Genomic DNA, 12655 nt, shown 5'->3' on the forward strand with positions numbered 1-12655 from the left:
AGCGTCGAGGCCGCCACCGCGAACGCCAGCCCGACCGTGCGCGACAGATCCAGCGACACCACTGTCAGCGAGAGCCCGAGCGGCACCGCACCGGCCACCAGCGCCGCCGCCCGGAAGTCCCGGATGCGTCCGCGCAGCACGTCGGTACTGAGTACGCCCGCGATGCTGACCAGCAGCCCGGACGAGGTGGCGAGAAAGGCCGCGATCGCCCCCGCCGCCGCCAGCGCGGCCAGCAACTGGCCGGGGAGTCCGTCGAGTACCGAACCGGGCAGCAGCAGCACCGCGGCATCGGAGGTGCCGGTGATCAGCAGTTGCGGCACATACAGTCGCGCGAACACGCCGAGCAGGATCGGGAACAGATAGAACCCGCCGACCAGCCCGATGACCGCCAGCGCGGTGGCACGGGCGGCGCGGCCGTCGGGGTTGGTGTAGAAGCGCACCAGCACATGCGGCAGGCCCATGGTGCCGAGGAAGGTCGCGATGATCAGCGAATACACCTGATACAGCGGATGCGGGTCGCCGAAGCCGCCGCCGGGTAGCAGCCAGGCCGCGCCGTCGGCGGGTGCGCCCGCGACCACCGGCACCGTGGCGCCGGCGTCGAGCACGAGCCGGGTATCGGCGGCGAGTTCGTGCTCGCCGGGGCCGAGCACGATCGGGCCGTCGACGTCGCGGCCGTCGACCGTGCCGGTGATCGTCACCCGCTGCGACGCGTCGACCTGCACGATCACCGGTGTGGTGACCTCGACGGTGGTGGTCTGGGAGACCGTCGGCGGGGCAGGGGAGCCGACCGACTGCTGCGCGCCGAGGAAATGCCCGACCAGCACCAGCGCGGGCAGCGCGACCGCCGTGAGCTTGAGCCAGTACTGAAACGCCTGCACGAGCGTGATCGACCGCATCCCGCCGCCGACCACGTTGGCGATCACGATCGCACCCACCGCCACCGCACCCACCCAGCCCGGCACGCCGAGCAGAATGCGCAGTGTCAGCCCCGCGCCCTGGAACTGCGGGATCAGATACACCCCGCAGATCAGCACCACCACCAGCGCCGCGAGCCGCCGCAAACGCAAGGAACCGAGCCGGAACTCGGCGAAATCCGGCACCGTGTAGGCGCCCGAGCGCCGCAGCGGCGCGGCGACGAACAGCAGCAATCCGAGATAGCCCGCGGTGAACCCGACCGGATACCACAGCGCGTCGGCCCCGTACTTGGCGATCAACCCGGCGACGCCGAGAAACGAAGCGGCCGACAGGTATTCACCCGAGACCGCCGCGGCGTTCCAGCGCGGGCCGACGCTGCGCGAGGCCACCAGGAAGTCGGAGGTGGTGCGCGCCAAGCGAACTCCGTAGCCGCCGATGATCACCGTGGCCGCCGCCGCCAGCAGCAGCGCCGCCACCGTCAGCCAGGTACCGGCCGCCGTGGAGTCCGTCATCTCGAGCCCCGGGCCATCTCAGTCTTCGGCCAGTTCGAGGAGGTCGTGCTCGTTGCGCTCGGCCAGCCGGACGTAGAGGCGGCCGATCAGATACAGCGCCGGATAGGCCGCGCCGCCCAGCAACAGCCAAGGCAACCGGATGCCAAGAACATGGGCGGTCGCGACGGATTCGATGCCGAACAGCAGGGGCAGCGCGCCGAGCGTCGCCACCGTCACCAAGGCCAGGCGCAGCGCGAGCCCCAGCTGTGCGCGGATCAATCCGCCGATCATGGCGGCGCCGATCTCGGTCTGCTCGGCCACCTCCATCCGGGTGTGCACTCGGCGGGCACCGCGCCGTTCGGCCAGCACGACGCGTTCGCGGGGTGGACGCTGCGGGCTCGTCATCGGGCGGTCCAGGTCTGGCGTGGGCCGCGCACGAGCCGCTGTTTGAGTTCCCGCACCTGACGTCGGCTGACCGGCAGCTCGACCGCCGTCGCCTCGCCCTCGCCGCGCAGGCACACCACCGTGCCGTTTCCGACCGTGCGCAGCCCGGTGACCTGCCGCAACGCGACCAGATACGATCGGTGTACCCGCAAGAATCCGGCGTCCTGCCAGCGCGCCTCCAGCGCCGAGAGGGGAATGCGCACCAGATGCGAGCCGGCACTGGTGTGCAGGCGGGCGTAATCGCCGTCGGCTTCCACCCAGCTCACGCTGGAGCGGTGCACCAGCGTCGTCACCCCGGCCAGCTCGACCGGGATCACCTCATTGGCATCGGCGGGTTGCGGTGGCGTCTCGGTGCCGGGTGCCGCGGCGGCCGCGCGGGCGGCGGCGATCCGGCGCACCGCCTCGGCCAGCCGCGCCTCGCGCAGGGGTTTGAGCAGGTAGTCGACCGCACCCAGGTCGAAGGCGGCCACGGCCTTGTCATCGTGGGCGGTGACGAACACGACCGCCGGCGGCGCGGCGAATTCGGACAGGATGCCGGCCAGCTCCATGCCGTCGAGGCCGGGCATATTGATATCGAGGAACACCGCGTCGACCGGGTTGGCCCGCAGCAACCGCAGCGCGCTGGTGGCATCGCTCGCGGCATGGATCTCGCCCACCGCCGGCTGCTCCCGCAGCAGGTAGACCAGCTCGTCCAGCGCGGGCTTCTCATCGTCGACGGCCAGCACCCGCAGCATCGCCAGCCCCTTCCGGTGTCCTACATCACAGCCCACCCATCGTAGACAGTGCCAGCGGCAGCATTCACGCTTGGATTCCGGCGCGGAACTTCGGCACCCGCATGCTGACCTTGGTGCCAGCGCCGGGCGCGGTCTCGACCACCAACCCGTAGTCGTCACCGAAGGCCGCGCGCAACCGGTCGTCGACATTGGCCAAGCCCACATGTGCCGATTCGACGGCCGCCGTGGTGCCGGAACCGGATTCGGTGGCGTCGAGCTCACCGGAGCGCAGCAGTTCCGGATCCATGCCCGCGCCGTCGTCCTCGACGCTGATCACACAGTCGGTGCCCGCGTCGGCGGCGACGATGCTGACCGTCCCGCCGGTGGGCGATCCGGCCAGCCCGTGCCGCACCGCGTTCTCCACCAGCGGTTGCAGCGCGAGGAACGGCAGCACCACCCCCAGCACCTCCGGGGCGATCTGCAACTTGACCTGGAGCGCGTCACCGAAGCGGGCCCGCTCCAGCGCCAGATAACGTTCGATATTGCGCAATTCGTCGGCCAGCACGGTGTATTCGCCCGCGGCGCGGAACGAGTAGCGGGTGAAGTCGGCGAATTCCAGGATCAGTTCGCGGGCCCTGGCGGGGTCGGTGCGCACGAACGAGGCGATGGTGTTGAGCGCGTTGTAGATGAAATGCGGGCTGATCTGCGCCCGCAGCGCCCGCACCTCGGCCCGGTCCAGCCGCGCCCGCGAGGCGTCGAGCTCGGCCAGCTCCAACTGCCCGCAGGCATACCGCGCGACCTCGGCGACCGCCCCCAGCGTGCCCGGGCCGGGAGTGCCGGTGGTGACCACCCCGAGTGCACCCACCACCCCGGTGCCTTCGATGATCAGCGGCTGCGCGATGAGCGTGCGGCCGGCGTGGTCGTTGGCGCGGGCGCGCGACTGTCCACCGGGCCCGCCGACGAGCACCGGACGCTCACCGGTGACGGCCCGCCGCGCGGCCTCGGTGAACTGCTCGGCCAGATCGGCGTGCGGGCCGTCCCAGGCCAGCAACGCACCCTCCGCGTCGGCCACCCCGAGCCCTTCGGCCCCGGTCAGCGCACGCAGATGCGGCGCGGCTTCGGCCGCAGACTTCTGGTCGAGCCCGCGCCGCAACGGCCGCGCCGCGAGCGAGGCGGTGTGCAGCGCTGTGTGCACCGCCCGTTCGGCCGGGGTGGTCACCACGCGCCGGGTCCGTGACCAGACCAGCAGGCCCACCGCGAGCAGTGCCGCGGCGACCGCGACCGCGATGATCGTGGTGGTCATGCGCGGGCGTGTGGGCCGGGCACGCCGAGGCCGACGCACGACCGATGTGCGGCCGGGGTTGCCGGGTGCCTGTCGTGCACGGCCTGGTGTCCGGCGCGTGTGGACCGGTGTGTGTCGGGGGTTGCCGGGTGCCTGTCGTGCACGGCCCGGCATCCCGCGCTTGTGGTCCGTCCTGCGCCGAGCGGGGGCGAGCCGAGGCGCCGGCCCTGCTCGCCGTGCATGCCGTGCGCACCCGAGCGCGCGAGCAGCGCCGCCTGCCGATGACCGTTCATGCCCTGATTGTGCCGCTGATCATCGGCCCGGGGCTCCGCTCCGCGCCGCTCACTGCCGAGCTGCAGTACCGGTTCGCCGCGCCGCGCCGCCTCGACCCGCTCCGCACCTGGTCGCCACGCCCGGACTGGCGGATACCGAGCGCACGGGCGGAACCGGCCGGTGCGGGGCACGCCGCCGTGTCCTCCTCACGGCCGCGCGGTGCGGCTTCGTCGCGCTCAGCCTTGGTATTCGGCCACGGTGAACTCGATGGTCCCCGGCTCGGGCACGTGGGCCGCGCCGATGGTGATGGTGGCCGAGAACTTTCCGATTCCCGGTGCGAACAGGGCGGCCTTGCCGTCGTTCATCCAGTAGCCGGGCCCGTGCGGAGTCTGCGTCTTGCTGCCCGTCGCACCGGTCTCGAGATTGCGCCAGTTCAGCGTGACCGGCAGCTGGCAGTCGCCGACGCCCCACATGGTGGACGCGACCGTGAACGCCGCGTGCTCGGGATAGGCGTCACCGTTGACCGACGCCTCGATCTGTGCGACACACAGACCTTGCGTCAGCGAATACACCGTCTGGAATGCGCCACCGTTGACCGCCGCCGCGGGCGCCGCGATGACCGTCAGTGCGGCCACGGCCAGAGCGGACGCCGCCGGAACGGCGAAAGCGAGCTTGCTGGTCATCATCGACCACCTCGAAGGGTTCGTCATGGGATGGGATCACGCTTGCTGCCCGGCGACGCTACCAGTGGGCCGTGCGATATCAGGGCGGATTCGCGACGGCCACAGCGGCCTTCCCCGCATCGGGCCCAAGCCGCTCCACCGTTGGCGTGATTCGTCGAGGTAGCAATAGCCGATCACCGCCTGGCAGAACCGCGCCGAGGCCGGGCCGGGCTGAACGGCGCGACCGCAGCAGCATCGAGGGCGCGGACCGTCGACCGACCACTGGGTAGCCTTCGTCGACGCATGGCAGACGTCCGGCCGTGACAAACTCGGCGAACGCATGCGATCGACCGGCCAGGGGAGAAGGCTTGGTGTTTGGTGAGAAGGCCGTGGCGGCAGGCGATGTCGAGTGAGGGTTCCGTGGTGCTGGGCCGGGGATGCCGTGGTGCTGGATCGGGGATGCCGTGGTGCTGGGCGAGACGCCGTGGAGTTGGGCGCGGATGTCGTGATATCGGGTGAAGTCGCCGTGACGTTGAGTGAGGGTTCCGTGGTGCTGGACGGGGACGCTGTGGTACTAGACGGGGATGCCGTGGTGTCGGACCGGGATGCTGTGGTGCTGAACGGAGACGCCGGGGTGCTCGGAGCGGATGCGGTGGGTGCGGGTGAAGACGCGGTGGCGCTGGGGGATGATCCTGCGGTTCGGGCGGCCGATGCCGGCCGGTCGGAGCGCACACCCGCACTGATGGGAGCCCTGACCGAGATCGCTTTCCGGACAGGCGCTTCCGGTGCACCGGAAGTCCTGGCCGACCGGGTGGACGTGCTGGTGATCCGCGTGGGCGAGGTCGTGGTCAAAGCGCACTCCGCCGACTCCGATGTCTCCGCCCTGCGCACTCGCCTGCGCGTAGCCGATTCGCCGTGGCTGCGATCGGTGCTGCTGGCCCCGGTTCCCGTCGACGGCGAAACGCTGCTTTCACGTGCCGGCAGACCGATCACGTTGTGGCCGTCCGGCTCACCGGTAGACCCGGAGGCTCCCGACGCCGCGCCATGGGAATCGGCCGCACGGCTGCTCGCCACCCTGCACGCCACACCCGTCCACCGCCGCCGCGACCTCCCGGCCGCCGGTGGTCCGGCCAGGGTCCGCCGGGCCATGCGCCGACTGCACAATGCAGGCCACACGGCAGACGCCACGGCAGCGGCAGTGGTCCGCCGAGCGTTCGACCGTCTCCCCGAATTGGACTGCGCACCAATGGCCCTCACGCACGGCGACTTCCACCTCGGCCAGCTGGTCCGCCCCGCCGACGGCGCCTGGCGGCTGATCGACCTCGACGATCTCGGCCTCGGCGACCCCGCATGGGACCTCGCCCGCCCGGCCGCCTTCTTCGCCGCCGGCATCCTCGATCCGGCCGCCTGGACCCGCTTCCTGACCGCCTATCGCGCGGCGGGCGGGTCCGCCATCCCAGCCGACGGCGACATCTGGCCGGCGCTGGATCTCCCGGCCCGCGCCGTCGTCGTCCAGGCGGCCGCCTTGGCGGTGGCGTCGGGCCGGTCGTTGGACGACCTGGATACCGCATTGGTCGACACCTGCCTGCGCCTCACCGAAACTCCTGCCCCCGAGCCGATCTCATCGTCGGTGACGCGCTGACACTCACCACCCGAGCAGATCCGATCGTCCGCCGCGCCCTGGGTAGATCTCAGCGTCCGCGTCACGCTGGCACCTGCGCCGGGAGTGGATTCCAGCGTCCGCGCCACGCTGGCACCTGCGCCGTGAGTGGATTCCAGCGTCCGCGTCACGCAGGCACCTGCGCCGTGAGCGGATTCCGGCGCCCGCGCCACGCTGACACCCACCCCCTGAACAGATCCCAATGTCCGTGACACCCCTGACCACCCATGCCACATGCCTCGAGTACCCCTCTCCGACCACCTCGCGACGACAGATTGCGACATCTGCATGGAACCGCCGAAACCGGTAACGTGACCGGTATGCAGTGTCCGAAATGTCGTGGAATGATGCAGACTTACAACCGCAGCGGGGTGCATATCGAGCAGTGCGGTCACTGCCGGGGGATCTTCCTGGACTATGGCGAACTCGAGAACCTGACCCGCCTCGAAGCGGGTTACGCGGCTCCGCCGCCGCCTCCGCCGGCCGCACCGGCCCCGGCCTGGGGTGCTCCCGCCCCGCACTATCGGCACGGGCACCACTACCAGCACCGCGGCTTCGGCAAGATGCTGTTCTCATCCTGAGCGTCTCATCCTGACGCGGGCAACCAGGCAATCAGGTTCCCGCACAGCATGCTTCATCGCCCGGGCCTCGATGACCGCACAAGGTATCGAGCCCGGGCGAACACGTGCCACGCACGGCGGCCCGAGGGCCTAGCTCGTCAGACAGCCCGGCCCGAGCAGGGCCTTCAGATCACCCATCAACGCCGACGACGGCGACACCCGCAGGCTGTCATCCACTTTCAGTAGCGTCGTCTTGTCGCGGGCGCCGACATGCCGCAGGTGCACATCGGAGGTGCCCGGGTGGCTGGAAAGCACCCGTTTGAGCGCCGAGACCTTTTCCGGGGTGCACATGCGGGTCGGGATGGTGACGGCGAGCGGTTTGGCGACCCCGATGGCGGACAGGTCCGGCACGACCAGATCGTTGGCGATCAACGAGATCCGGTCGTCGCGCACCGACACCCGCGCCTTCACCAGCACCACCGCGTCCTCGACGACGTCCATGCCGTACACCGAGTACGCCTGCGGGAAGAACAGCACCTCCACACCACCGGTGAGGTCTTCCAGCTGAGCCGATGCCCAGGCCAGGCCGTTCTTGTTGATCCGGCGGTTCACCGAGGCGAGGATGCCGCCGATGGTGACCTGCTGGCCATCCTTGACCTCACCTTCCAGGATGGTCGGAATCGGCGTATCCACTTGGGCGGCAAGCACATGCTCGACGCCGTTGAGCGGATGCCCGGACACGTACAGGCCGAGCATTTCCCGCTCCAGGGCGAGCTTGTGCTTGGTCTCCCATTCCTCGTCGGGCACCTTCACGTTGAACACCGAGGACACCGAATCGTCGTCGTCCATGCCGCCGAACAGGTCGAACTGACCCATCGCCTCGGCCTTCTTGGTCGACATCACCGCATCGATGGCATCGGAATGGATCAACATCAGGCCCTTGCGCGGATGCCCGAGCGAATCGAAAGCGCCTGCCTTGATCAGGGATTCGGTGACCTTCTTGGTGCAGGCGATGGCGTCGATCTTGTTCAGGTAGTCGGAGAAATCGGTGAACTTCGACTTCTCCTTGCGCGCGGCGATGATCGACGCCACCACATTGGCGCCGACATTGCGCACCGCGCCGAGCCCGAAGCGGATATCGGTGCCGACCGAGGCGAAGTTCTGTTCGGATTCGTTGACGTCGGGCGGCAACACGGTGATGCCGAGCTTGCGGCAATCCGACAGGTAGATCGCGGCCTTGTCCTTGTCGTCGCCGACGGAGGTGAGCAGGCCGGCCATGTATTCGGCCGGATAGTTGGCCTTGAGGTACGCGGTCCAGAACGAGACCAGGCCGTAGCCGGCGGCGTGGGATTTGTTGAACGCGTATCCGGCGAACGGCAGAATCGTGTCCCACAGCGCCTTGATGGCAGGTTTGGAGAAACCGTTGTCCAGCATGCCCTTTTCGAAGCCCTCGAATTCGGCTTCCAGGACCTCGGCCTTCTTCTTACCCATGGCGCGGCGCAGAATGTCTGCTCGGCCGAGGGAATACCCGGCCACCTTCTGCGCGATCTGCATGATCTGTTCCTGATAGACGATCAGGCCGTAGGTGTCGGCCAGGATCTCTTTCAGCGGTTCTTCCAGCTCGGGGTGGATCGGCTTGACTTCTTGGCGGCCGTTTTTGCGGTCGGCGTAGTCGTTGTGCGCGTTCATGCCCATCGGGCCGGGGCGATACAGCGCGAGCACGGCGACGATGTCTTCGAAGCCGGTGGGCTGCATGCGGCGCAGCAGATCACGCATGGCGCTGCCGTCGAGCTGGAACACCCCGAGGGTGTCGCCGCGGGCCAGCAGCTCGTAGGTGGGCGGATCGTCGAGCGGCAGATGATCCATGTCCAGATCGATGCCGCGGTTGGCCTTGATGTTGTCGAGCGCGTCACCGATGACGGTGAGGTTGCGCAGGCCGAGGAAGTCCATCTTCAGCAGGCCGATGGCCTCACAGGACGGGTAGTCCCAGCCGGTGATGATGGCGCCGTCCTGGGCCCGCTTCCACACCGGGATGGCGTCGGTGAGCGGTTCGGAGGACATGATGACCGCGCAGGCGTGCACACCGGCGTTGCGGATCAGGCCTTCCAGTCCGCGTGCGGTCTCGTAGATCTTGGCGATATCGGGGTTGCTGTTGATGAGTTCACGGACCTCGGCGGCTTCCTTGTAGCGCTCGTGGTCCGGGTCGGTGATGCCCGACACCGAGATGTCCTTGGCCATGATCGGCGGCGGCAGTGCCTTGGTGATCTGGTCGGCGATGGCGAAACCGGGCTGGCCGAACAGCACTCGCGCGGAGTCCTTGATCGCGGCCTTGGTCTTGATGGTGCCGAAGGTGATGACCTGCGCGACGCGGTCGCTGCCCCATTTCTCGGTGGCGTACCGCACCATTTCACCGCGGCGGCGATCGTCGAAGTCGATATCGATATCGGGCATCGACACGCGCTCGGGGTTGAGGAATCGCTCGAACAGCAGCCCGTGCGGGATGGGGTCGATATTGGTGATGCCCATCGCGTAGGCCACCAGCGAACCGGCGGCCGAACCACGGCCGGGGCCGACCCGGATGCCGACCTCGAGCGCGTGGTTGATCAGGTCGCCGACGACGAGGAAGTAGGCCGGGAAGCCCATCTCGCAGATGACGTTGAGCTCGTATTCGGCGCGGCTGATGTATTCGGACGGCACCCCGTTCGGAAACCGGCGCTCCAGCCCGCGCATGACTTCCTTGTGCAGCCAGCTGGCCTGGGTCTCGCCCTCGGGGACCGGGAAGACCGGCATCCGGTCGCGGTGCTGCCACACGTCGTCGTAGGACTGCACCCGCTCGCCGATGAGCACGGTGTTGTCGCAGGCGCCGGGGACCTCGGCGTCCCAGATGGCGCGCATCTCGGCGGCGGATTTGAGGTAGTAGCCGTCACCGTCGAATTTGAACCGGGTCGGGTCCGACAGCGTCTTGCCGGTCTGAATGCACAGCAGCGCTTCGTGATTGGTGGACTGGTCCTTGGTGACGTAATGGCAGTCGTTGGTGGCCAGCGGCGGGATGTCGAGCTTCTTGCTGATCTCGAGCAGGCCCTCGCGCACCCGCCGTTCGATGGACAGGCCGTGGTCCATCACTTCCAGGAAGAAGTTCTCGGGGCCGAAGATCTCCTGCCATTTGGCGGCGGCTTCCAGTGCTTCGCGCTCGTGGCCGAGGCGCAGCCTGGTCTGCACCTCACCGGACGGGCAGCCGGTGGTGGCGATGATGCCCTCGGCGTACTGGGCGATGAGCTCTTCGTCCATGCGCGCCCATTTGCCGAGCTGGCCCTCGATCGAGGCCAGCGACGACAGCTTGAACAGATTGCGCAGACCGGTCGCGTTCTCGGCGACCATGGTCATATGGGTGTAGGCACCCGAACCGGAGACGTCGTCGCCCTTCTGGCTGGGATCACCCCACTGCACCCGCTTGGTGTCGAACCGGGAGCCCGGCGCGATGTAGGCCTCGATGCCGATGATCGGCTTGATGCCCGCCTTCTTGGCGGAGTTGTAGAACTCCGAGGCGCCGTACATATTGCCGTGGTCGGTCATCCCGACCGCCGTCATGCCCAACCGGTTGGCCTCGGCGAACAGCGGCGAGATCTTGGCCGCGCCGTCGAGCATCGAGTACTCGGTGTGGTTGTGCAGGTGAACGAACGATCCGGACGAGTCGGCCAAGACGGTCCTTCCTCCCAAGGTCTCGACGGGGGTTGGCGGATCAGATTCTAGGCCGGGGCACCGACAGTATTTCCGAGGCTCTCCGGCGGGGAGACCGACGTCGCACCCCGCTCGGCGTGTCGCCGGAGCGGGGCCGTCGGCGCGTCGCGAACGGGACACGGCGCGCCTGAGACACCCCCGCGGGCCCTACCGATGCCGCCGGTCTACCTATCGGCGCATCCTCGGTCCGTCCGACCGCGCCGAACGGCCGGTCATGGCGTCGACGCCGGTCTATCAGGGGAGCTCCACCGTTGCACATGCCACCCGAATCCGTTCGTACCGGACAGTGCCCGGTGCCCCATCACAGCTCACCGGTGCACACCGATCACGATCGGGTGCGGCTCCACACCCCCGAGTTCGCCGCCGATCCGCACCGGGCCTACCGGGAGATGCGCGAGAGATACGGGTCGATCGTGCCGGTGGAGCTGGCGCCGGGGGTGCCGGCGACGCTGGTGGTCGGCTATCGGGTCGCGGTGCGGATTCTGCACGATCCGGACCACTTCCCTGCCGATCCGCGCGCCTGGCAGCAGCGCATCGATCCCGGCTGCCCGGTGCTGCCGATCCTGGCCTGGCGACCCAACGCCCTGCGCAGCGCGGGCGCCGAGCACGAGCGTTATCGGCGGGCGGCCATCGCCGGCATCGATGGTGTCGACCTGCACCGGCTGCACGACACGGTGGAACGAATCGCCATGTCGCTGATCGATACCTTCTGCGGTGCGGGCGCCGCCGATCTACTTCGTGACTATGCCGCGCCGCTGGCGTTCCAGGCGATCAACGCGCTGCTGGGTTGCCCGCCGGAGATCGGCAACGAGATCGCGGCCGCGACCGCGGCCATCTTCGAGGGTATCGACACCGCGCAGGCCGATCGGCGGCTGGCCGCGGCGATCCTGCGGCTGATCGAACGCAAGCGCGCCGAACCCGGCGACGACATCGCCACCCGGCTGATCGCGCATCCGGCCGCGTTCACCGACGAGGAGCTCATCCATCAGCTCGGCATCATCTACGGTGCGGGCACCGAGCCGACGCTGAACCTGATCACCAACTCGCTGCTGTTGATGCTCACCGACGAACGCTTCGCAGGCAGCATGCTCGACGGCAGCCTGTCCACCCGCGACGCCCTCGACGAGGTGCTGTTCCATGACCCGCCGATGGCCAATTTCAGCGTGACGTACCCGCGGCAGCCGGTCCTGATCGACGCCACCTGGCTGCCCGCCGACCAGCCGGTGGTGATCGGGCTCGCCGCCTGCAACAACGATCCCGAGATCGGCGCGGGCCCGGTCACCGGCAACCGGTCGCATCTGGCGTGGGGTGCCGGACCGCATGACTGCCCGGCCAAGAATGTGGCCTACCTGATCGCGCAGGACGCCGTCGACCAGTTGCTCGACGCGCTGCCCGAGCTGCGCCTGGCCGTGCCGATGCCCGAATTGTCCTGGCGGCCAGGGCCGTTCCATCGGGCCCTGGCCGCGCTGCCGGTCGTCTTTCCCGCATCCCCGTCGTGACAGGCGACCGGCGCTCGCTCAGGGCTGTAGCAGCGCCAGCTGCGACATATTCGCCGGGACGATGAAGGTCTCGGCGAAGGCGTCGGCGCGGGTGCGGTCGTGCTGTGCCGCGTCCATGAGCCGCTGCAAAGCGGGCGGCGGATCCAGCAACGTCATCGTCCACAGGGCCGCGGGCCGGGCGATATCGGTGATCCAGGGCTTGGCCGCGGCCGCCATCCAGGTGGCATCGAAGCCACGGTCGGGGCTGTCGAGCACGGCGGCGGCGTAGTAGGCGGCGCACTGGGCGGCGCTGTTGGCGCCCTGGGCGCCACCGGGGTCCATCCGGCACACGACGTCGCCGCCGCCGAGTACCGCCCGCCCGGAAGGCAGGGTGCCGACGGGCCCGCGCACCACCGGCGTCACCGCACCGGCGATCGTC

General features: G+C 69.1%; 9 protein-coding genes and 1 pseudogene. 3 read left to right on the plus strand and 7 right to left on the minus strand.

All coding sequences use genetic code 11. From position 1 onward, the window contains the following. The 5 genes from RJ05_RS08900 to RJ05_RS08920 form a co-directional block, all read right to left on the minus strand. Positions 1-1427, minus strand: a 1427-nt coding sequence (locus RJ05_RS08900; protein ID WP_036535449.1) for a sodium/solute symporter, incomplete at its 3' end; no start/stop codon positions are given. Positions 1428-1445: 18 nt separating this feature from the next. Further along, positions 1446-1811, minus strand: a complete 366-nt coding sequence (locus RJ05_RS08905; RefSeq protein WP_036535451.1) for a hypothetical protein — start codon at positions 1809-1811, stop codon at positions 1446-1448. After that, positions 1808-2584: a LytR/AlgR family response regulator transcription factor gene (locus RJ05_RS08910; protein WP_036535454.1), complete on the minus strand. Its 777-nt coding sequence runs from the start codon at positions 2582-2584 to the stop codon at positions 1808-1810. Before RJ05_RS08910 ends, RJ05_RS08905 begins: the two co-directional genes overlap by 4 nt. A gap of 64 nt (positions 2585-2648) precedes the next feature. Next, positions 2649-3866 carry a sensor histidine kinase gene (locus RJ05_RS08915; RefSeq protein ID WP_036535456.1) on the minus strand — a complete coding sequence of 406 codons (1218 nt, stop codon included), beginning with the start codon at positions 3864-3866 and terminating at the stop codon, positions 2649-2651. 488 nt (positions 3867-4354) lie between these two features. Beyond that, positions 4355-4801: a hypothetical protein gene (locus RJ05_RS08920; protein ID WP_036535459.1), complete on the minus strand. Its 447-nt coding sequence runs from the start codon at positions 4799-4801 to the stop codon at positions 4355-4357. 505 nt (positions 4802-5306) lie between these two features. Between RJ05_RS08920 and RJ05_RS08925 the strand changes: the two genes are divergently transcribed. Further along, positions 5307-6422: a phosphotransferase family protein gene (locus tag RJ05_RS08925; protein ID WP_249040489.1), complete on the plus strand. Its 1116-nt coding sequence runs from the start codon at positions 5307-5309 to the stop codon at positions 6420-6422. Positions 6423-6760: 338 nt separating this feature from the next. Beyond that, complete coding sequence (locus RJ05_RS08930) at positions 6761-7021, plus strand: TFIIB-type zinc ribbon-containing protein (RefSeq protein WP_081597243.1); 261 nt, start codon at positions 6761-6763, stop codon at positions 7019-7021. Positions 7022-7150: 129 nt separating this feature from the next. Here RJ05_RS08930 and dnaE read toward each other — a convergent pair whose 3' ends face one another. Further along, positions 7151-10699 carry a DNA polymerase III subunit alpha gene (gene dnaE, locus RJ05_RS08935; protein ID WP_036535461.1) on the minus strand — a complete coding sequence of 1183 codons (3549 nt, stop codon included), beginning with the start codon at positions 10697-10699 and terminating at the stop codon, positions 7151-7153. A gap of 290 nt (positions 10700-10989) precedes the next feature. Between dnaE and RJ05_RS08940 the strand changes: the two genes are divergently transcribed. Continuing rightward, positions 10990-12237 (plus strand): cytochrome P450 family protein, encoded by a 1248-nt coding sequence (locus RJ05_RS08940; RefSeq protein ID WP_081597242.1) that lies wholly within the window; start codon positions 10990-10992, stop codon positions 12235-12237. A gap of 18 nt (positions 12238-12255) precedes the next feature. Here the strand turns inward: RJ05_RS08940 and RJ05_RS31360 are convergent. Beyond that, positions 12256-12655: pseudogene (locus RJ05_RS31360) on the minus strand (styrene monooxygenase/indole monooxygenase family protein); the annotation flags it as partial.

It is taken from the genome of Nocardia cyriacigeorgica NBRC 100375, assembly GCF_000308555.1.
GTDB lineage: Bacteria > Actinomycetota > Actinomycetes > Mycobacteriales > Mycobacteriaceae > Nocardia > Nocardia cyriacigeorgica.

Bases quoted from the DNA above. Each gene is read 5' to 3' on its own strand.
- RJ05_RS08920 (WP_036535459.1), bottom strand. From the start codon at position 4,801: ATGACCAGCAAGCTCGCTTTCGCCGTTCCGGCGGCGTCCGCTCTGGCC.
- RJ05_RS08930 (WP_081597243.1), top strand. From the start codon at position 6,761: ATGCAGTGTCCGAAATGTCGTGGAATGATGCAGACTTACAACCGCAGC.
- RJ05_RS08905 (WP_036535451.1), bottom strand. From the start codon at position 1,811: ATGACGAGCCCGCAGCGTCCACCCCGCGAACGCGTCGTGCTGGCCGAA.
- RJ05_RS08915 (WP_036535456.1), bottom strand. From the start codon at position 3,866: ATGACCACCACGATCATCGCGGTCGCGGTCGCCGCGGCACTGCTCGCG.
- RJ05_RS08910 (WP_036535454.1), bottom strand. From the start codon at position 2,584: ATGCTGCGGGTGCTGGCCGTCGACGATGAGAAGCCCGCGCTGGACGAG.